General features: G+C 71.4%; 21 protein-coding genes and 1 tRNA gene. 10 read left to right on the forward strand and 12 right to left on the reverse strand.

All coding sequences use genetic code 11. From position 1 onward, the window contains the following. Positions 1-13: 13 nt before the first annotated feature. Together tgt and ACFQPS_RS12725 are read left to right on the forward strand one after the other, a co-directional pair. Positions 14-1249, forward strand: coding sequence for a tRNA guanosine(34) transglycosylase Tgt (tgt, locus tag ACFQPS_RS12720; RefSeq protein ID WP_377359499.1), 1236 nt, complete (start codon positions 14-16; stop codon positions 1247-1249). A 62-nt stretch (positions 1250-1311) separates the two neighbouring features. Next, positions 1312-2259 carry a diguanylate cyclase gene (locus tag ACFQPS_RS12725; RefSeq protein WP_377359501.1) on the forward strand — a complete coding sequence of 316 codons (948 nt, stop codon included), beginning with the start codon at positions 1312-1314 and terminating at the stop codon, positions 2257-2259. A 62-nt stretch (positions 2260-2321) separates the two neighbouring features. Here the strand turns inward: ACFQPS_RS12725 and ACFQPS_RS12730 are convergent, their stop codons facing one another. The 4 genes from ACFQPS_RS12730 to ACFQPS_RS12745 all read right to left on the reverse strand — a co-directional run bounded on the left by ACFQPS_RS12730 (position 2322) and on the right by ACFQPS_RS12745 (position 4961). Then, a complete protein-coding gene (locus tag ACFQPS_RS12730) occupies positions 2322-2531 on the reverse strand; it encodes a hypothetical protein (protein WP_377359503.1) in 210 nt (69 codons plus the stop codon). Positions 2532-2541: 10 nt separating this feature from the next. Next, complete coding sequence (locus ACFQPS_RS12735) at positions 2542-3000, reverse strand: Fur family transcriptional regulator (RefSeq protein WP_041786449.1); 459 nt, start codon at positions 2998-3000, stop codon at positions 2542-2544. 258 nt (positions 3001-3258) lie between these two features. Beyond that, complete coding sequence (locus tag ACFQPS_RS12740) at positions 3259-3663, reverse strand: helix-turn-helix domain-containing protein (protein WP_377359505.1); 405 nt, start codon at positions 3661-3663, stop codon at positions 3259-3261. After that, positions 3660-4961, reverse strand: coding sequence for an Hsp70 family protein (locus ACFQPS_RS12745; RefSeq protein WP_377359507.1), 1302 nt, complete (start codon positions 4959-4961; stop codon positions 3660-3662). Before ACFQPS_RS12745 ends, ACFQPS_RS12740 begins: the two co-directional genes overlap by 4 nt. Before the next feature lie 248 nt (positions 4962-5209). On the opposite strand from ACFQPS_RS12745, the gene ACFQPS_RS12750 reads away from it, so the two are divergent. Continuing rightward, the gene (locus ACFQPS_RS12750) at positions 5210-5434 is read left to right on the forward strand and encodes a hypothetical protein (protein WP_377359509.1); all 225 of its coding nucleotides are present in this window, start codon (positions 5210-5212) and stop codon (positions 5432-5434) included. A gap of 243 nt (positions 5435-5677) precedes the next feature. Here ACFQPS_RS12750 and holA read toward each other — a convergent pair whose 3' ends face one another. The 5 genes from holA to ACFQPS_RS12775 form a co-directional block, all read right to left on the reverse strand. Continuing rightward, complete coding sequence (gene holA / locus ACFQPS_RS12755; RefSeq protein WP_377359511.1) at positions 5678-6715, reverse strand: DNA polymerase III subunit delta; 1038 nt, start codon at positions 6713-6715, stop codon at positions 5678-5680. Between the two features lie 21 nt (positions 6716-6736). Beyond that, a complete protein-coding gene (gene lptE / locus ACFQPS_RS12760; RefSeq protein ID WP_377359513.1) occupies positions 6737-7345 on the reverse strand; it encodes an LPS assembly lipoprotein LptE in 609 nt (202 codons plus the stop codon). A 52-nt stretch (positions 7346-7397) separates the two neighbouring features. After that, the gene (leuS, locus tag ACFQPS_RS12765) at positions 7398-9995 is read right to left on the reverse strand and encodes a leucine--tRNA ligase (RefSeq protein WP_377359515.1); all 2598 of its coding nucleotides are present in this window, start codon (positions 9993-9995) and stop codon (positions 7398-7400) included. Positions 9996-10084: 89 nt separating this feature from the next. Next, complete coding sequence (locus tag ACFQPS_RS12770) at positions 10085-10600, reverse strand: DUF3576 domain-containing protein (protein WP_377359517.1); 516 nt, start codon at positions 10598-10600, stop codon at positions 10085-10087. 132 nt (positions 10601-10732) lie between these two features. Next, complete coding sequence (locus tag ACFQPS_RS12775; RefSeq protein WP_377359518.1) at positions 10733-11110, reverse strand: type II toxin-antitoxin system HicB family antitoxin; 378 nt, start codon at positions 11108-11110, stop codon at positions 10733-10735. A gap of 70 nt (positions 11111-11180) precedes the next feature. Between ACFQPS_RS12775 and ACFQPS_RS12780 the strand changes: the two genes are divergently transcribed. Both ACFQPS_RS12780 and ACFQPS_RS12785 read left to right on the forward strand, forming a co-directional pair. Continuing rightward, positions 11181-11600: a putative toxin-antitoxin system toxin component, PIN family gene (locus ACFQPS_RS12780; RefSeq protein WP_377359520.1), complete on the forward strand. Its 420-nt coding sequence runs from the start codon at positions 11181-11183 to the stop codon at positions 11598-11600. Then, positions 11597-11848: a toxin-antitoxin system HicB family antitoxin gene (locus ACFQPS_RS12785; RefSeq protein ID WP_377359522.1), complete on the forward strand. Its 252-nt coding sequence runs from the start codon at positions 11597-11599 to the stop codon at positions 11846-11848. Before ACFQPS_RS12780 ends, ACFQPS_RS12785 begins: the two co-directional genes overlap by 4 nt. 31 nt (positions 11849-11879) lie before the next feature. On the opposite strand, the gene ACFQPS_RS12790 is transcribed toward ACFQPS_RS12785, so the two are convergent. Beyond that, positions 11880-12935: a porin gene (locus ACFQPS_RS12790; protein ID WP_377359523.1), complete on the reverse strand. Its 1056-nt coding sequence runs from the start codon at positions 12933-12935 to the stop codon at positions 11880-11882. A gap of 159 nt (positions 12936-13094) precedes the next feature. Here ACFQPS_RS12790 and ACFQPS_RS12795 point away from each other — a divergent pair, with 159 nt between their 5' ends. The 3 genes from ACFQPS_RS12795 to ACFQPS_RS12805 all read left to right on the forward strand — a co-directional run bounded on the left by ACFQPS_RS12795 (position 13095) and on the right by ACFQPS_RS12805 (position 14603). Beyond that, positions 13095-13820: a YggS family pyridoxal phosphate-dependent enzyme gene (locus ACFQPS_RS12795; RefSeq protein ID WP_377359525.1), complete on the forward strand. Its 726-nt coding sequence runs from the start codon at positions 13095-13097 to the stop codon at positions 13818-13820. A 75-nt stretch (positions 13821-13895) separates the two neighbouring features. Beyond that, entirely contained in the window at positions 13896-14471 is a 576-nt protein-coding gene (locus tag ACFQPS_RS12800; protein WP_377359527.1) for a DUF4269 domain-containing protein, read from the forward strand. Between the two features lie 41 nt (positions 14472-14512). Beyond that, a tRNA-Ser gene (locus ACFQPS_RS12805) sits at positions 14513-14603 on the forward strand. A 381-nt stretch (positions 14604-14984) separates the two neighbouring features. Here the strand turns inward: ACFQPS_RS12805 and ACFQPS_RS12810 are convergent. Then, positions 14985-15398, reverse strand: a complete 414-nt coding sequence (locus tag ACFQPS_RS12810; RefSeq protein ID WP_377359585.1) for a type II TA system antitoxin MqsA family protein — start codon at positions 15396-15398, stop codon at positions 14985-14987. Between the two features lie 35 nt (positions 15399-15433). After that, positions 15434-15739, reverse strand: coding sequence for a type II toxin-antitoxin system MqsR family toxin (locus tag ACFQPS_RS12815; RefSeq protein WP_377359528.1), 306 nt, complete (start codon positions 15737-15739; stop codon positions 15434-15436). A 240-nt stretch (positions 15740-15979) separates the two neighbouring features. Between ACFQPS_RS12815 and ACFQPS_RS12820 the strand changes: the two genes are divergently transcribed. Next, positions 15980-17059: a TonB family protein gene (locus ACFQPS_RS12820; RefSeq protein ID WP_377359530.1), complete on the forward strand. Its 1080-nt coding sequence runs from the start codon at positions 15980-15982 to the stop codon at positions 17057-17059. Positions 17060-17116: 57 nt separating this feature from the next. Further along, a complete protein-coding gene (locus ACFQPS_RS12825; protein ID WP_377359531.1) occupies positions 17117-18286 on the forward strand; it encodes a DUF2157 domain-containing protein in 1170 nt (389 codons plus the stop codon). Position 18287: the final 1 nt, after the last annotated feature.

The following is an 18287-nucleotide window of genomic DNA, read 5'->3' on the forward strand; positions in this document are numbered from 1 at the left end:
CCCTGCCCCGGCCATGCCCCAGACGATCCCCTATCCCGGCTTCGGCTTCGACATCCTGCACCGCGATCCCGCCAGCCGCGCCCGGGTCGGGCGGCTGACCACCCCGCACGGCACGATCGAGACGCCCAATTTCATCTTCTGCGGCACCAAGGCCAGCGTGAAGGGCGTCACCCCCGCCCAGCTCCGCGAGGAGCGGACGGACATCATCCTGTCCAACACCTACCACCTGATGATCCAGCCGGGGGCGGAGACGGTGGCCCGGCTGGGCGGTCTGCACCGCTTCATGGGCTGGGACGGGCCGATGCTGACGGACAGCGGCGGCTATCAGATCTTCGCCATGGGCCACGGCAGCGTGGCCGACGAGATCAAGGGCCGCCGCAGCCAGGTGCGCGAGAAGACCCTGCTGCGGATCAACGAGGAAGGGGCGGAGTTCCGCAGCTACACGAACGGGGAGAAGCTGTTCCTGACGCCCGAGCGGTCGGTGGACATCCAGCGCAAGCTGGGCGCCGACCTCGTGGTGCAGCTCGACGAATGCACGCCCTACCATGTGGACCGCGACTACACCGCCCGCTCCATGCGGATGTCGCACCGCTGGGGCGACCGCAGCCTGGCCGAGTTCGTCCGCGGCGGCGGGCTGTCGGCCAACGGCCTGCCGCAGGCCATGTACGGCATCGTGCAGGGCGGGGTGTATCCCGACCTGCGCCGGGAGAGCGCGGAATACACGGCCGACCGGCCCTTCTTCGCCACCGCCGTCGGCGGCTCGCTGGGCGCCCACAAGGACCAGATGGTGGAGGTGGTGGCCATGGCGATGCCCCACGTCCATCCCGACCGGCCGGTGCATCTGCTGGGCATCGGCGGCATCGTGGACATCTTCGCCGGGGTGGCCCTGGGCATCGACACCTTCGACTGCGTCAGCCCGACCCGCATCGCCCGCCATGGCTGGGCCCTGATGCCGGGCGTGCCGGGCGAGCGGCTGAACCTGCGCAACGCCCGCTTCCGCGAGGATGCCAACCCCATCGACCCGGCCTGCGACTGCCATGCCTGCCGCCGGTTCAGCCGCGGCTACATCCACCACCTGCTGAAGGCGGGGGAGATGCTGGCGCTGCAACTGGTCAGCCTGCACAACATCGCCGTGATGAACCGGCTGATGCGGGAGGTGCGCGAGGCGATCCGCACCGGCACGCTGGAGGAGGCGCGGCGGCGCTGGGTTGCGCCGGCTGCGACGGTGACGGCCGGAACCGAAGGGTGAAGATGTGAGCGAAGTGCGCTACATCTGAAGGGGTATCGCCGTCCCGGCGGGAACCCCTTCCGATGCCCCCTGCCATCGCTCCGTCTGCCATCCCCCCTTCCCCCCACGCTCCGTCCGCGGCGGTGGCGGAGCGCCAGCTTTCCGCCCCCACCCTGGGGACGGTGGTGGACGAGCATCTGCGCTGGATCGGACGCTGGCACCGGGCCGCCTTCTTCTGGCGCGAGGCGCGCCTGCCGGCCGAGGCGCTGGCGATGCCAACCGCCTTCGTGCAGTGGGTGCGCGAGGCCAAGGAGGCCGAACTGAGCCACCAGCCGGCCATCGACCGGCTGGTCGGGCTGCACGAACAGCTCCACCGGCTGGCCCGGCTGCTGCTGATGCGTGCGGCCGAGGGCGATCCGCCGACGCTGGACTCCTATGCCGCCGTGGCCGACAAGTTCGAGGAATTCATGGCGCAGTGCCGCCGGATCGAGCGCGCCTTCGGCGCCGCCGGCAGCAGCATCGACCCGCTGACGGGCCTGCGCAACCGCACCGGCCTCTACGAGGAACTGGAGCGGGAGATGAACCGCTTCCGCCGCACCGGCCGGCCCTTCTGCATCGCCCTGTGCGACCTGGACCGCTTCAAGTCGGTGAACGATACCTATGGGCACGATGCCGGCGACCGCGTACTGGTCGCCACGGCGGGCGCCGTGAACCGCGGCATCCGCAACTTCGACGAGGCGTTCCGCCTGGGCGGGGAGGAAATCCTGATCCTGCTGAAGGACGCCACCCTGGCGGAAGGCGCGCGGGTGCTGGAGCGGCTGCGCGCCGACATCGCGGCCCAGCAGGTGCTGATCGCGGACGGCCGCAGCATCTCCGTCACCGCCAGCTTCGGCGTGGCGGAGGCGGACCTGACGGTGCATCCGGAGGACCTGCCCTCCCTGGCCGACCGCGCGCTCTACGAAGCGAAGCGGACCGGGCGGAACCGGGTGGTGCTGGCCGGCCCGGAGACGGAAGCCCCTGACGGCCCCTGAGCCGCCGGCCCGGCGGCGGGGAGGCCCCCTTCAGTACCGGCGGGCTTCCGTGCCGACGGACCTCAGTGCCAGCGGGGCGGCGGCTCCACCCAGGTGCTGACGATGGTGGTCGCCTGCGGCTCCGGCGTCTCCGGATGGTGCCAGCGGTAGACCGTCACCGCCGCCTCCAGGCAGTAGCGGTCGGGCTGGCCGCTGGCCCGCATCTCGCGGAAGGCACGGACCACGGCGGAGCGGCAGCAGGAACCGTCGCCCGGGTTGTTCTCACAGCACACGGAAGACGCCTCACTCGGTCCGGGGGAGCTGCGGCTTGAAGGAGGTCTTCATCGACTTCGCCCGGTCCTTGCGGACACCGTACAGCTCCAGCCGGTGGCCGATCAGCTCATAACCCAGCTCGTCGGCGATGCGTTCCTTCAGCCGCTCCATCTCCTCGTTCGTGAACTCCACCACCTCGCCCGACTGCACGTCGATCAGGTGGTGGTGGTGTTCGTCCCGGTTCTCCTCGTAGCGGGCGCGGCCGTCGCCGAAATCCAGCCGCTCGATCACGTTCGCCTCTTCGAACAGGCGCATCGTGCGGTAGACGGTGGCGATCGAGATGTGCGGATCGATCTCGATGGCGCGGCGGTAGACCTGCTCCACGTCGGGATGGTCGGTCGAATCGGAGAGGACCCGGCTGATGACACGGCGCTGCTCCGTCATCTTCAGGCCCTTCTGGATGCAGAGCTGTTCGAGGCGGGAGGGCATGTCGGCGATTCCGGCGCTGTCGGTCGTAGAGGCCATGATATGGAAATCCGTTGCTCGAAGACGAGGGGGTTCGTTCCTTTACGAAAGCCATAGCGGACGCGATCGCCCGGATGGCGGCGGAACGCCGACACAACGGGAGACCGCTGATCGACGGGCACACAGCTCGCGCAACTCTAACGTCACGGGCGCCATCGGGGAAGCCGGCACGACAGAGGGCGACCGCACGTCGCCCGGGGGAGCCGGCTGGCGCGGGGGGTCCTACGCCTGCCCGTCCGGCTCCGGCAGGGGGGCGTCGGGGCGGGCCTCGGGCGGCACGCCGCCCAGCAGGGCGAGCAGCCGCTCCAGCTCGGCCGGGCTCAGGTGCGCGATGCGGCGGGCCAGCAGGTTGGCGGCCAGGGTGTGGTCGGGGGTCAGGCCGGCCGTGTCCACCACCACCCGCGGATCGGAGAGGGCGGCCAGCCGCTCCAGCGCTTCCGCCTCATCCCAGATGATGCCGAAATAGGTGCAGATCTGGCGCACCAGCATGGGCGAGGGCAGGCCCTTGTGGCCGTGCTCCAGCGCCGAGAGATAGGCCGAGGAGATCTCCAGATCCGCGGCCATCTGCTTGAGCTGGATGCCGCGCGCCTCGCGCAGGCGGCGGATGCGGGCGCCGAACGGGGTCATGCGACCTGACCGGCCGCTTCCGCCGGCAGCCCGCCGTAGCGCCGCGCCGCCTCCAGCGCCAGCCCGTGCCCGACGGCGCCGAACTTGTCGCCCTCCACCGGCTCGGCCGCCGGCAGCTCGGCCAGGATGGCCCCGCGCACGGCCGGCAGCAGGGTGGAACCGCCGGTCAGGAAGACGGCGTTCACCTGCTCCGGCCGCAGCCCGGCCTGGGAAAGGCAGTCGCGCACCAGCGCCCCCAGCCGGGCCACCGGCTCCGCGATGGCGGTGACGAGCTGCCCGCGCGAGGCCGGAACGGTCAGGCCGGGCTCCACCGCGTCCAGGTCGATCTCCACCGACCGGCCGCCGGACAGCTCGATCTTCGCCCCTTCCGCCTTGATCGCCAGGGCATGGCCCAGATGGTGCTCCAGCACCGTCGCCAGCCGGCGCAGCAGCGCCGGCGTCACCGCCTCCGGCTCCAGCCGGCGCACCGCCGCCAGCACGGAGGGCACGTAGAGGAAGTTGATCTTGGACCAGGTGGCGAGGTCCACGTACCAGTGGTTCGGCGTCAGCAGGCCCTTGGTCCGCAGCGGTGCGCGGTAGCCCAGCGCCGGCATCAGCGCCTCCAGGCTCAGCAGCCGGTCGAAGTCGGTGCCGCCCAGCCGGACGCCACCGTTGGCCAGGATGTCGTCGGCCCGGTCGGGGCGGCCGGCCCGGTCCGGCCCGATGCGGACGATGGAGACGTCGGAGGTGCCGCCGCCGATGTCCGCGATCAGGGCCACCTGCTCCCGCCCCACCGTGCTCTCATAGGACAGGGCGGCGGCGATCGGCTCGTACTGGAAGGAGACATGGCGGAAGCCGGCGGCACGGGCGATGTCGGCCAGCGCCGTCTCGGCCCGCGCATCCGCCGCCGGGTCGCCGTCCACGAAATGCACCGGGCGGCCGTGGACCACGCTGTCCAGCGGGCGGCCGGCGGCGGCCTCGGCCGTGGCCTTGACGTGCCCGACCAGCAGCCCGATCACCTCGCGGAAGCCGATGCGGCGGCTCAGGAGCTGGGTGTCCTCGTCGATCAGCCCGGTGCCCAGCACGGACTTCAGCGAGCGCATCAGCCGTCCCTCCACCCCCGCGACATAGGCCGCGACGGCGGCGCGGCCGAAGCGGGGCCGGTGCGCCTCGAAATCGAAGAACAGCGCGCTGGGCAGGGTCGGCTCGCCGCCCTCCAGCGGCACCAGCTCGATCCGGTTGCCCACCAACGTGCCCAGGGTGGAGTTGGAGGTGCCGAAATCCAGGCCGCAGCAGCCGGCGGCGCAATCCGTTCGCATGGGTGTCATCCTCGGGTCGCGCTGTCGCTTCACCAGCAAGGCACGCGCGCCGGCGGACCGCAACGGGAATGGCGTGCGGCGGCGGGGCCTGGTGGACGGCGACGGGACCAGGCGCCCGGCGGAAAGGGGTATCCGGCGCGGGGGAGCGGGTTCTACGCGCGGGCGTGTCCCAGGTCAAGGCCGGCCGCCCCTTCGTGGATCGTCTGCCCGGGGGCGCCGTTATCCAGGGGAGAGCAGCGGGAGGCCGCATGGAGTTCGTGAGCTACAAGGACAGCGAGGGGCGCGAGGTCTGGCTGAACCCGCGTCTGGTCAGCCTGATCGTGGCCCTGGGGGATGCCGCCTGCCGGGTGCATCTGGGCGCGGACGGGCATACGGTCGAGCTGCGCGCCGCGGCGGCGGAGGTGGCGAAGGGCGTCGCCGCCGCGGCCGAGCCGCCGCCCCCGCCGGACCCGACGATGAATCTGTTGTCTTAGTTCGTGTTCCTCAGGCGCCGGCGCCGCCTCCGGCGGCTTGGCTTCGCCCGCCTGACCGGCGCGGGGCCGCGGTCGCGGCCCTGGTTTCTCCCCTGCCCTCAGGCGCCGGCGCCGCCTCCGGCGGCTTGGCTTCACGCGCCTGACCGGCGCGGGGCCGCGGTCGCGGCCCTGGTTTCTCCCCTGTCCTCAGGCGCCGGCGCCGCCTCCGGCGGCTTGGCTTCGCGCGGCGGGAGAGTGTCGGGGTCAGCCGCCACGGCGGGCGAGCTGGGCGAGCTGGAAGAAGGCGCGGGCGCAGATCGTCTCGTCGGGCATGTTGGTCCGCTTGCAGTCGGCCTCCGCCTCCAGCAGGCGGGTCAGGGCCTGTTGCAGCAGCGGCAGGGTCCAGCGCCGCGCCTGGGCGGTGAGCTGCGCCTCCATCTTGAAGAAGACGGGCGGGCGCAGGGACTTCACCGCCTGCTGCGGGGTCTGGCCGCGGGCGACATGGGCCACGGCGATGTGCAGGCGCTGGAAGTGCCGCTGCGCGGTGCGCAGCAGGGCGACGCTGGCCGTGCCCTCCGCGAACAGCCGGCGCAGGCTGCGGTCCACCGCCGCCATGTCGCCGTCGGCCGCGGCCAGGGCCGGTTCCTCCAGCTCCAGCGCGGCGCTGTCGCCCACGACGGCGCGCACGTCCTCCAGCGTCACCTTCGCCCCCTTGGGGGCGGAGCCCATGTAGAGCGCCAGCTTGTCGATCTCGTTGCGCGCCATCACCCGGTCGCCGACCAGGTTGCCGGCCAGCCAGGCGCGGGCGTCGGGGTCGATGGCCAGCCCGTGTTCGCCCAGGATGCGGGCGATGGTGCCGGCCAGTTCCTCCTCCCCCTCGACATAGCAGGCGATGGCGGCGGCGCTGTCCGCCTCCTCCGCCAGGGCGCGCAGCTTCGACGCCTTGCCCAGGTCGCCCGCCTCGACCACCAGCAGGCTGTCGCCCGCCGGCAGGTCCTTCAGCAGCCGGCCCAGGGCGGCGGCCAGCGCGTCCTCGGCATCGCGGATGCGGACCAGCCGGCGGCCGCCGGTCAGCGCGATGGCCGCCATCTCGTCATGCAGGCGGGCGGGGTCGGCCGCGATCTGGTCGGACTTCAGCTCCGTCACCCGGAAGGGGTCGGACAGGTCCTCCACCACCGTGCGGCAGAGCTGGGCCGCGCGCTCCCGCACCAGCCCGGAATCCGGCCCGTAGAACAGCGCGGCCCGGACCTGCGGCGCCGGCCGCTTCAGGAAGCCCTCGACGTTCTTCGGCTGGATCTTCATCGCAGGGGCCGCCGGCGCGGATCAGCCCGGGGACGCGGCGGCCGGCGCCGGCTCCGGCTCCCGCGCGAAGAACAGGGCCAGCCGTGTCTGGATCTCGTCCGCAAGCTGGGTCAGGCCGCGGTCATAGGCGTCCTGCTGCGCCACCAGCGTCGCGTACTGCGCCTCCAGCAGGTTGTAGCTGACGATGGCGCGCGAGAAGGTGCGGTAGACCGGCTGGCCGGTGCGGTTGTCGATCAGCTCGTAGCTGGCGACCAGCCGCAGCCGGGCGCGGGTGGCGGTGGCGTCCTGGCGGATGCCCAGATCCTCTTCCTGCGCGGCGAGCTGGATCGCCAGCCGGTAGGCGGGATCGGACGGCCGGCCCTCATGGTAGAACCGGTCGATCAGCTTGTTGCGCAGCACCTGCCCGCTGCGGTCGGGCAGCGGGTCGATGAAGACCTGGTTGAGCTGCACCGAGGCCGGCGCGCCCGAGCCGACGGCCGAGGCCGAGCGGGCGCCGTACACCGGCTTGAAGCCGCAGGCCGCCAGCGCCGGCAGGGCCAGTGCCAGCAGTCCCGCCGCCGCCAGCCGGGCGCGGCCGGCACCGGAACGGCCGGCCCCCCGAGAGCCGACTCCCTGATGACCACGGCGCATCCCGGAGCCTCCTTCCCTGGCCGCGTCCCCTGCCCCGCCACACCCGGCGGGGCTAGACGACGACATTGACGATCCTGTTCGGCACCACCACGACCTTGCGCAGCGGCTTGCCCTCCACCGCCTTCTGCACGGCCGGGTCGGCCAGGGCGGCGGCCTGCGCCTCCTCGTTCCCGGCGTCGCGGCGCAGGCTGATGGTGGCGCGCAGCTTGCCGTTCACCTGCACGGCCACGGTCACCGTGTCCTCCACCACCAGGGCGGCGTCCACGGCCGGCCAGGGCCGGTCCAGCAGCAGCCCGGCATGGCCCAGTGCGGCCCACATCTCATGCGCCAGATGCGGCATCATCGGCTCGACCATGCGGGCCAGCATCTCCAGCGCCTCGCGCGCCGCCCAGGCCTCGTCGGCCGCGGGGGCGGTGCCGGCGGCGGCCTTCGCCGCCAGCCTGGCGAAGGCGTCCTGGAGCCCGTTGCTGAAGCTGCGCAGGCGGGCGACCGAGCTGTTGAAGCGGAAGCCCTCGATATCCTCGCCGATCTGCTGCGCCGCCTTGTGCGCCAGCCGGCGGATCGCCGTCGCCTCCTCCCCGAAGGATGCCGGAGCCGGCGTGCCGGGGGCGGGCAGGTCGAAGCCCGGCTCCGTCACCAGACGCCACAGGCGGTTGATGTAGCGCCAGGCGCCGTCGATGCCGGCGGTGGTCCATTCCAGGTCGCGGTCGGGCGGGCTGTCCGACATCATGAACATCCGCGCGGCATCGGCGCCGTAGCTCTCGATGATCTGCTGCGGATCGACGACGTTCTTCTTGGACTTGGACATCTTGATGATGGGGCCGACGGTGACGGCGGTGCCGTCGTCGGACTTCACCATCGCGCCCTCGCGGAACTCCACCTCCGCGGGGAACAGCCACTTGCCGTCCGTGCCCTGGTAGGTCGCGTGGGTGACCATGCCCTGGGTGAACAGCCCGGCGAAGGGCTCGGCCAGATCCAGGTAGCCGCAGTGCGCCAGCGCCCGCGTCCAGAACCGGGCGTAGAGCAGGTGCAGCACGGCGTGCTCGACCCCGCCGATGTACTGGTCCACGGGCAGCCAGTACTTGACGACATCGGGATCGAACGCCAGCGTGCCGTTGCGCGGGTCGGCGAAGCGCAGGAAGTACCAGCTCGACTCGATGAAGGTGTCGAAGGTGTCCGTCTCCCGCTCGGCGGCACCGCCGCAGCAGGGGCAGGCGACATGCTTCCAGGTCGGGTGCCGGGCCAACGGGTTGCCGGGCGCGTCGAAGGTCACGTCGTCGGGCAGGGTGACGGGAAGCTGCGCCTCCGGCACCGGGACGGCGCCGCACTTGGGGCAGTGGATGACCGGGATCGGGCAGCCCCAGTAGCGCTGCCGGGAGACGCCCCAGTCGCGCAGCCGGTACATGGTGGTGCCCTGGCCGCGGCCCGCCTCCTCGATCCGGCGGATGGCGGCGGCCTTCGCCTCCTCCACCCCCAGCCCGTCCAGGAAGTCGCTGTTGCGCAGCACGCCGGGGCCGGTATAGGCCTCGTCGCCCACGGCGAAGGCGGCCGGGTCCTGCCCTTCGGGGACCACCACCGGCTTCACCGGCAGGCCGTACTTGCGGGCGAAGTCCAGGTCGCGCTGGTCATGCGCCGGGCAGCCGAAGATGGCGCCGGTGCCGTATTCCATCAGCACGAAGTTGGCGACATAGACCGGCAGCGTCCAGCCGGGGACGAAGGGATGCTCCGCCGTCACGCCGGTGACGAAGCCCTTCTTCTCCGCCGTCTCGATGTCGGCCTCCGACGTCGAGGTGCGGTTGCACTCGGCGATGAAGTCGGCCAGCGCCGGATTGTCCGCGGCCAGCGCCGCGGCCAGCGGGTGGTTCGGGCTGATCGCCACGAAGCTGGCGCCGTAGAGCGTGTCCGGCCGGGTCGTGAAGACCTCCAGCTCCGGATGGCCGCCCGACAGGCGGAAGAAGAACCGGCAGCCCGTGGACCTGCCGATCCAGTTCTCCTGCATGGTGCGCACCTTGTCGGGCCAGCGCTCCAGGCCCTTCAGCGCCTCCAGCAGGTCGTCGGCGAAATGGGTGATCTTGAGGAACCACTGGGAGAGCTTGCGCTTCTCGACCAGGGCGCCGGTGCGCCAGCCGCGCCCGTCCACCACCTGCTCGTTCGCCAGCACGGTGTTGTCCACCGGGTCCCAGTTGACCCAGGATTCCTTGCGGTAGGCGAGGCCCGCCTTGAGGAAGTCCAGGAACATCTTCTGCTCGTGCCGGTAATATTCCGGCCGGCAGGTCGCCACCTCGCGGCTCCAGTCGATCGCCAGCCCCATGGTCTGGAGCTGGCCGCGCATGGTGGCGATGTTCTCGTAGGTCCACTTGCCCGGATGGACGCCCTTCTCCAGCGCCGCGTTCTCCGCCGGCAGGCCGAAGGCGTCCCAGCCCATCGGGTGCAGGACGTTGAAGCCCTTGGCGCGCTTGAAGCGGGCGACGACGTCGCCCATCGTGTAGTTGCGCACATGCCCCATGTGGATGCGCCCCGACGGATAGGGGAACATCTCCAGCACGTAGTATTTGGGCTTCGAGGGATCGGCGGTGACCGCGAAGGAGCCGGCATCGGCCCAGGCGGCCTGCCACTTGGCTTCCGTTTCGCGCACGTTGTAGCGGGACATGGACGGTCCTTGTCTCGGGTGCCGCTCCGCGGAGGGGCGCGCCACCCGGGAAAAGGGTCAGGCCCGCCCGGGGCGGCTGTCGGACGGTATCAGCGGGTGGTGGTGCTGGCCTGGCGGAGCTGCCGGGCCCGGGTCAGGATGGAATCCTCAAGCTGGACATGCGTCTCCGGCGCGACGCCGGTATCCATCCAGCCGCCCACGGAGTTGAGCTGCTGGCGGAACACGGTGGCGCGCACGCCGTCGGCCCGCAGGGCGGCGTCCAGGATGTAGAGATTCACCTTGAAACGCTCGTTCGGCGTGCCCGGCGGGCTGTACCAGTCCGTCAGGATCACGCCGCCATAGGGATCGGCCTGCGCGATCGGCATGAACTGGAGCGTGTCCAGCGCCGCCCGCCAGAGATAGGCGTTGACCGCCTGCCCGGCGGCGGGCACGGCGGCCATGGTCGCGCCGGCAAAGTCGGAGCTGTTGATCCGCGTGGCCTGACCGGGGGCCGGCTCCTCCGTATCGGAACCGATGGAGTTGAGCCAGGAGCAGCCCGACAGCCCGAGGGCCAGGGTGCCCAGCACCAGGGTGCGACCGAAAAGGGAGACGCGGCGCGACGGCATGAGTAGACCACCCAGGAATCAGGCCAGGGAAACGGAAAACCCGTTAGAGCAAAAAAGCCGCGCGGGCGCAAGCACGGCACCGGTGGCGTTTCCGTGGCAGGCGGGCGCGGCCCCCGGCGACGGGATCGGGCATCAGGCGGCGGACGGCAGCGAGCCGACGGTTTCGCGGCTTTCCCGGTCCAGCACCTCGATCATCCAGGCAGGCAGGCTCTTGCGGTGGGCCGCGGCGGCCGCGATGAAGCGCCGGTGCTGTTCATCGCTGGGGCGCAGGGTCATCTTCCCCGACCAGGCCTTGCAGGGGTCGGTTCCCTTCTCCCGGCACCAGGCGACGTACTCGTCCACCGACGCCTTGAACTCCCGCTTCAGCTCGTCGACGTCCCGACCATAGAAGTCGATCACGTCGTTGAGGCCGAGAACACGGCCATGGAAGGAGTCGGCGTGACGCCCGCGGCGATCAGGAAGTTCCTGGCGTTCAAGGGCAGGAACAAAGCTGACACCGATTGCCACCACGGGCCAGGACCTCCCTTTGATTGACCGACGCCCGTGATACCATATACGGTATCAACCGGAGGGATGCGGCATGAGGGTCGTCCTGGACACGACGGTGCTGGTCGCCGGCCTACAGAGCGCGTCCGGGGCGTCGCGGCAGGTGCTGCGCCTTGTCCATGCCGGACGCCTGAAGCCGCTGGCCTCCACCGCGCTGTTCCTGGAGTATGAGGACGTGCTGCTTCGACCGGCGATCCTCGCCCGGACCGGGCTCGGTTTCGAAGACATCCGGCGCTTCCTGGGAGCGTTCGCGCTGCTGGTGGAACCGGTCGTCATCGACGTGTCCTGGCGGCCGGCATCGCCCGATCCCGACGATGACCGGGTCGTGGACTGCGCCGTGAACGGCCGGGCCGACGCCCTGGTGACGCACAATTTACGTGACCTCGCCGTCGCCGGACGCCTCGGCGTTGCGGTGACGACCCCCGGCAGACTGCTGCGGAGCCTTGACCGATGAGCACCCTGTCCCTGCGCCTTCCGGACGATCTCAAGGCCGCCGCCGCCGCCCAGGCGGAGCGGTCGGGTGTCAGCCTGAACGCCTACATCACGGCCGCGCTGGCCGGCCGGGTGGCGGCACAGGCCCAGACGGAGGAGTTCTTCCGGCGGAGGGCCGCCGGCGCCCGGCGGGACGATTTCCTGGAGGTGCTGGAGAAGGCCGGCCGCGGCAACCCGCCGGCCCCCGGCGACGGGATCGACGGGCCCTGAGGCTCCGGACAAGGCTCCGGGCCTCCGCCGCTCAGAACCGCACCTCGCCGGAGAGCTGGGCCACGGTGCCGGAGCGGCCGGACGCGCCGGGCCGGTCGGCGTCGTAGCGGACGAGGTCGAGGCCCAGGGTCAGCTCCGGCCGCGCCCGCCAGGACAGGCCAAGGCCGTAGGCGGTGTGCTCCAGCAGCCGCTCCGCCTCGATGTCCGAGACCCAGAGGGCGAGGCCGTAGGGTCCGTTCTCGTAGGTGCCCTGCACGGTCCAGCCCTGCCGGTCCACCCGGCCGAGGGTGCGGTCGCCGACCTCCTCGTCGAACCAGACGGCGCCGGCCGCGAAGCCGCCGTAGAGCACCAGGGCGGCCAGCTTGCGGCTTTCCGTGTCGGCCGCCCCGGCCGCACCGGCCGCGCCGCGCACATAGCCCGCCGCCAGCTCGTAGGACCAGGGGCCGGAATCGGTGCGCCAGTTCAGCCCGACCTCCCAGAGGTCGTCCTCCGTCGGCACCGCGTCCAGGCCGGCGATGTCCTCCACCAGGCTCTTGCGCTCGGGCGCGTAGGAGACGCCCAGGCGCAGCCCGAACAGGCGCGGCGTCTCATAGAGGACCTTGGCCGCGTCGTCGCTGTCGCGTCCCAGATGATCGGCCGGCGGCGCCACCGCGGCGGCCCGCGTCCAGAAGCCGTCCACCTGCCCGCCGGCGAGCAGCGGCAGCAGGTCCACGGCGCGCTTGGCCGCCCCGTCCTCGTCGCCCGCCCGGACCTGGCCATAGGCCGTGTCCAGCCAGACATAGACCTCGTTCAGGGTGGCCTTCTCGCGGTTGCCGGGGCGGTCCAGGCTCTTCTCGTAGTCGCCCGACCCCAGCGTCCCGACCAGCCCGTAGCCGATGCCCGAGGCGGTCATGCCGTCGGCCCGGCCGGTCAGGGCGTAGCCGGCGAAGCCGTTCCAGCGGTCGCCGCCGGCCGGCGCCTTGCCGGTGTAGCTGCCGGCCGCCTGCCCGACGGCGCTCCAGTCGACCGTGACCTCCGCCGCGGCCGGGGCGGCCGGCAGCAGCAGGCAGAGGGCGAGCGCGGGCGCGGAAATCAGGGGGCGGGACATGGCGGGTCTCTCCGTACTGGCGGGACGGCAGGGCGGGGGCGCGACCAAACGGTTTGCATCGGGCGCCCGGCCGAGGGAAAGTCGGCTTCCTCGGCGGCCTTGTCCAGGCCGGACCGGGGTTCCGTGCCATCCTGTCCCGCGCAACCGTTCAGAACCGTCATGACCCGCGTCGCCCCCCCGCCCCGTCCCCCCGTCACGCCCAGCGGCGATGTCGCCGCCGATCTGGCCGCCGTGCGGGCCGCCATCGCCGAGGCCGCCGCCGCCGTCGGCCGCGACCCGCGCGGTGTCACGCTCGTCGCCGTCTCCAAGGTGCAGCCGGTGGAGAAGCTGCGCGCGGCACTCGCCGCCGGCCAGCGCGTCTTCGGGGAGAACCGGGTGCAGGAGGCGAAGGCCAAGTGGCCGGCGCTGAAGGCGGAGTATCCGGACGTGGAACTGCACCTGATCGGCCCGTTGCAGACCAACAAGGTCAAGGAGGCGGTGGCCCTGTTCGACGTGATCCAGACGGTGGACCGGCCGAAGCTGGCCCAGGCCCTGGCCGCGGAATGCCGCAGGCAGAACCGCTGGCCGCGATTCTACGTGGAGGTCAACACGGGGGAGGAGCCGCAGAAGGCCGGCATCGCCCCGGCCGAGGTCGGCGCCTTCCTGGCCGCCTGCAAGGCCGAATACGGGGTGCAGGTCGCCGGCCTGATGGCCATCCCCCCGGCGGAGGACGAGCCGTCGCCGCATTTCGCGCTGCTGGCCGACCTCGCCCGCCGGCATTTCGTGCCCGGCCTCTCCATGGGCATGAGCCACGATTTCGACGTGGCGGTGCGGCTGGGCGCCACCGTGGTGCGCGTCGGCACCGCCATCTTCGGGGAGCGCGCGACGCCCACCGCAGCCGCCTGACCCGCCCGCTCCGCCCCGACCCGTCCCGGGGCCGGCCCCCGCCGGCCCGTCCTTCCCGAAAGGTGAGTACGTCCGGTGATCCAAGACCGTCTCCGCAATCCCGCCTGGATGGCCCAGGGCAGCCCCGATCAGGTCCGCGTCTGGGAGGTGCTGACCCGCCACGCGCTGATGGACCGGCTGGCCCCGTGGCCGCTGCGGCTGGCCGGGACCTTCCCGCTGGACGTGGCGGTGCGCGGCTCGGACCTGGACCTGCTGGTGGAGGTGTCGGACGTGGCCGCCGCCCGCTCCCGCCTGGACGACCTGTTCTGGCAGGAGGCGGGCTACCGGCGGAAGACCGACACGATCGGCGGCGTGCCCGCCGTGATCGCCAATTTCACCTGCGACGGCGTGCCGGTGGAGGTGTTCGCCCAGCCCGGGCCGGTGGAAGCACAGGCGGGCTGGCGGCATCTGGTGGCGGAGGCGCGCCTGCTGCACGCCTGCCCTGCGGCGCAGGACCCCATCCGCCGCCTGAAGACCGGCGGCATGAAGACCGAACCAGCCTTCGCCCGCTTCTTCGGGCTGTCCGGCGATCCCTATGCGGAGCTGGCCCGGCTGGCCGAGGCGGAGGAGGCCGAGATCGCGGCCCTGGCCGCCACGAAAAAAGGAGCTTGAAGACGGCCACCGTCCTTTGTATGGTCCGCGCCCGATCCAGCGGAGGGGTGGCCGAGTGGTTGAAGGCGCTCGCCTGGAAAGCGGGTATACGGCAAAACCGTATCGTGAGTTCGAATCTCATCCCCTCCGCCACTTCCCTTGCCAGTCCGGGTGTCCGTCCGGGGCGCCGCCCCTGGGGACGCCATGACCCCGGCGTTCCGGACCCCGGCGTTCCGCGCCGGTCTGCGTGGATCTGTTGGCCGTCCCGCCCGAGGCGCTTTGGTTTCGTTCTTCTCTCCCGGAATCATCTGGACGCTGGAGCCCAGACAGGCTGCCGCCTTGGAAGCAGGCCTGACGCCGTGGATCGCGTGCCATACCCCATGAAATGCTCACAGCGATGACAGCACAGTAAGGATATCCGCGCCCAACCGAGATATTATTCTAGATAATTAGAAATAATTTCCGCCCTTAGTTAAAAACATCTATTCATATACGACCTTCAAAAGAAACGAATTCAGTCGAAATCTTCAGCGCCTACAGCTCCCCCACCAGTTCCGGATGCCGATCCAGCAATTTCAGCAGCTGGATCGTCGGCCCGCTCGGTTCAACGATGGCGCGCTCGTACTTGTCGAAGGCGCTGGGACCGACCTTGAACAGTGCCCCCGCGGCCCGCTGACTGAGACGCAGTTTGGTGCGGATGCGGCGGATGGTGGCGGGTGAGGGCACGCCGTCCACCTGTTCCTTGAGCGCCCGCAGGGCCGCATCCGCGGCTGCCATATCACCACCGACATGTACGGATTCGCCCTCGCCCTCGCCCTCGCCCTCGCCCTCGCCCTCGCCCTCCGGGTAATAGCCCGGCAGGTCCACCGTCATTTCATGACCCTTGTAACGCACCGTGAACGGGCGGGTACCGCGTACAAGCACATTCCCCGTCTCGGGACACGGCATGGTTGATGGCAGGTCCGGGGTCCTGGGGGCCACGATCACTTCTCCTTGAAGGACATCACCTTGAACTCGGTCACCACATCGGCCTGGAATTTGACGTACAGGACCAGATCGCCGGCCGGGACATGATAGACGTCCTGCCACGTGCGATGATCGGCATGGGTGGTCATCGACTTATAGAACATCGTCCGCCGAATCCCTCGGATCACCGCCGTAATTCCCGACCGGTCAAAACCCAGTGCGAATGCATCAGCCAGAGCCGTCCGCGTGATCGCCAAGGTATCCACCGACCCGAGAACGGCCTTGATGGCGGCAAGATCATAGGTCGGTCGGCTTTTCTCCATCTGCCCAGAATGACACCATATGGGTGTCAGGGCAAGGTCTGGCAAGCCGCCGCGATGCCTTGATTTTCAAGAAGAGAAGCTTGACACCGGCCCCTCCCGCCGCCGTCCTCCCCCGGCATCCGCCGTGGAGGAGGCCCCCCGAACCAAAGAGGCGAAACCGCTCCGAGCTGTTCGCGCACATGCTTGATCGGCGACGCGGCGAGCGTTAATCATTCCCCGATGCAACTCCTGGGGACTGTCATGCGTCTGCCTACCCGTCGTATCTCCACCGTGCTGGCCGCCTGCCTGTGCCTGTCCGCAGCGCCGCCCGCCTCCGCAGCAGGGGACGGGGCGCAGGTCGGGGTAGAACCGGTGGTCCGGCTGCCGATCCCGGAGAGAAGGGTCTCGCCGGACTATCCACCGGACATGCTGGGGGAGGGGCGCGAGGGCTGGGCCGTCATGCGCTTCACGGTGAAGGCCGACGGCAGCGTGAACGATGTCGAGGTGGTGGAGGCGAGCAACGGCCAGTTCGCCAAGCCCGCCGCCCGGGCCCTGTCCCGATGGCGCTTCCAGCCGGCGACGGCGGATGGTACGCCGGTGGACATCCACAATCAGGTGACCCGGCTGACCTTCCTGATCCAGGGGACCGGGGGCAAGTATGTCTCTTCCCGGACGGTCCAGAGTGCCATCGGAGCGGCGCAGTCCGCCCTGGCCGACGGTCGCCTGGACGAGGTGAGCGCCGCTCTCGACAGCCTCCACGAGGAAGCGAAGACGCTCAACGACTACGCCTACATCGACACGTTGGAGGCGCACTGGCACCTGCGTCGCGGGGACCTGGACCAGGCGATCCGCCTCCTGCGGCGCGCGAGCGCCTCACCGGATCAGGTGGACGCCACCTTCCAGGCCGAGCGGCTACTGGAGCTGTTCCGGCTCCAGACCCGGGCCGGCTACTATGCCGATGCCATCAAGACCTTCGAGAGGATGCAGGAGATCAAGCGTGTGGCGCCGCCGCCGGAAATCGTCCGGGCCGTGGCGAAGATCCGCGAACTGGCGGCGTCCGACGCGCCGATGACGATCGCGCTGCCGGTCGACGACCCCTGCTCCCTGGAGGAGACCTGCGCGGAGGGCAGCGGCTATACCGAGTACCGCCCGATTCGCCGGACGGTGGTGCTGGAGGCCGTGCAGGGCCGGCTGGACCGCGCCGAAGCCCGCTGCGCCTTCGCCCGGTCCGGCCTGGACACGACCCCCGGCGCCGTCTGGCCGCTGGACCCCGCCTGGGGCGACTGCGACATCACCCTGCACGCCCCGAAGGACACCATCGTCACGCTGGCGGAGAAATAGCGGCGCCGCGGCGCTATGCTGGCCCGCGACGCAGGACGGCGGAGCGGGATCGCGGATTTGGGAGCGTCTCTGGAAGGGCGCCGGCTGGACCGGCGGATCGAGGACTGGCGGGCGGCCGGCATCGTGGACGACGCGACGGCCGCGCGCATCCGCGCCTTCGAGGCCGGGCGGCCGGGGCTGCGCCTGTCGGCCGTGCTGGCGATCCTGGGCGCCTTCGCCATCGCGCTGGGGCTGGCGGCCCTGGTCGCCGCCAACTGGCAGGAGCTGCCGGTCTGGCTGAAGCTGGGCGGCCACGGCGTCCTGAACGCGGGCCTGGGGCTGGCGGCCTGGATCTGGCTGGAGCGGGACCGGCACGGCGGGGGCACGCGGCTGCGGGCGGAGGCGGCGCTGCTGCTGCTGTCCGTCTCCACCCTCGCCTTCGTCGCCCATGTCGGGCAGAGCTTCCAGTTGCAGGGCGGGTTGACCGGCCTGCTGGGGGCGTGGCTGCTGCTGACCCTGCCCCTCACCCTGACGGCGGTGCGCAGCGCCTTCCACATGGCGCTGTGGAGCCTGGGGCTGCTGGTGTTCGGCGTCAGCCTGACGGCGGACCAGGCCGACCGGCTGGCCGCGGCCGACCTGCTGGCGACGGCGCTGGTGCTGGCCGTGGCGGCGCTCCATGCCGCGCGCGGCCTGCGGCTGCCGGGCCGCTGGGCCGGGCTGCCGGGTTCCCTGGCCCTGGGCATCGCGCTGGTCCTGGTCTGCGTCGGCACGGTCTTCTGGCGCCTGTCGCCGGACGGTCTGGTGCTGACGCCGGCGGACGCGTTGACCGGCGCCGTGGTCGGCGCGCTGGCGCTGCCGCTGGCCCACCGGGCGGGTCGCCGCGGCGACGGGCCGGGGACGCCGCCCCTGCTTCCGGTCATGCTGGCCCTGGCCCCGGCCTGGGGGCTGCTGCCGCATCTGCTGCCCCACGGCCCCTGGCCGGCGGCGGAGGCGCTGGCGTTCTGCCTGACCGGGCTGGCGGTGGCGAAGCTGGCGCTGGACGGGCGGCAGCTCTGGCTGTTCAATCTGGCCGTGGCCGCCGTGGCGCTGCGCCTGTTCCTGGTCTTCCTGGAGGCGGCCGGCGGCCTGACCGCCACCGGGCTGGGGCTGATCGCCGGCGGCGTCCTGCTGCTGGGGCTGGGCTGGGCCGCGCAGCGGGCGATGGCCTGGGCCGCCCGCCACGCCGCCGCACCGCCGACGGGAGGCTGAT

Origin of the sequence: Rhodocista pekingensis (assembly GCF_042665545.1) — a bacterium.
Classification (GTDB): Bacteria; Pseudomonadota; Alphaproteobacteria; order Azospirillales; family Azospirillaceae; genus Rhodocista; species Rhodocista pekingensis.

Coding starts and splice junctions, on each gene's coding strand:
- ACFQPS_RS12820 (WP_377359530.1), top strand. CDS start 15,980: ATGCGTCTGCCTACCCGTCGTATCTCCACCGTGCTGGCCGCCTGCCTG.
- leuS (WP_377359515.1), bottom strand. CDS start 9,995: ATGTCCCGCTACAACGTGCGCGAAACGGAAGCCAAGTGGCAGGCCGCC.
- ACFQPS_RS12735 (WP_041786449.1), bottom strand. CDS start 3,000: ATGCCCTCCCGCCTCGAACAGCTCTGCATCCAGAAGGGCCTGAAGATG.
- ACFQPS_RS12725 (WP_377359501.1), top strand. CDS start 1,312: ATGCCCCCTGCCATCGCTCCGTCTGCCATCCCCCCTTCCCCCCACGCT.
- ACFQPS_RS12770 (WP_377359517.1), bottom strand. CDS start 10,600: ATGCCGTCGCGCCGCGTCTCCCTTTTCGGTCGCACCCTGGTGCTGGGC.
- ACFQPS_RS12790 (WP_377359523.1), bottom strand. CDS start 12,935: ATGTCCCGCCCCCTGATTTCCGCGCCCGCGCTCGCCCTCTGCCTGCTG.
- tgt (WP_377359499.1), top strand. CDS start 14: ATGCCCCAGACGATCCCCTATCCCGGCTTCGGCTTCGACATCCTGCAC.
- ACFQPS_RS12740 (WP_377359505.1), bottom strand. CDS start 3,663: ATGACCCCGTTCGGCGCCCGCATCCGCCGCCTGCGCGAGGCGCGCGGC.
- ACFQPS_RS12815 (WP_377359528.1), bottom strand. CDS start 15,739: ATGGAGAAAAGCCGACCGACCTATGATCTTGCCGCCATCAAGGCCGTT.
- holA (WP_377359511.1), bottom strand. CDS start 6,715: ATGAAGATCCAGCCGAAGAACGTCGAGGGCTTCCTGAAGCGGCCGGCG.
- ACFQPS_RS12745 (WP_377359507.1), bottom strand. CDS start 4,961: ATGCGAACGGATTGCGCCGCCGGCTGCTGCGGCCTGGATTTCGGCACC.
- lptE (WP_377359513.1), bottom strand. CDS start 7,345: ATGCGCCGTGGTCATCAGGGAGTCGGCTCTCGGGGGGCCGGCCGTTCC.
- ACFQPS_RS12750 (WP_377359509.1), top strand. CDS start 5,210: ATGGAGTTCGTGAGCTACAAGGACAGCGAGGGGCGCGAGGTCTGGCTG.
- ACFQPS_RS12780 (WP_377359520.1), top strand. CDS start 11,181: ATGAGGGTCGTCCTGGACACGACGGTGCTGGTCGCCGGCCTACAGAGC.
- ACFQPS_RS12795 (WP_377359525.1), top strand. CDS start 13,095: ATGACCCGCGTCGCCCCCCCGCCCCGTCCCCCCGTCACGCCCAGCGGC.
- ACFQPS_RS12810 (WP_377359585.1), bottom strand. CDS start 15,398: ATGCCGTGTCCCGAGACGGGGAATGTGCTTGTACGCGGTACCCGCCCG.
- ACFQPS_RS12785 (WP_377359522.1), top strand. CDS start 11,597: ATGAGCACCCTGTCCCTGCGCCTTCCGGACGATCTCAAGGCCGCCGCC.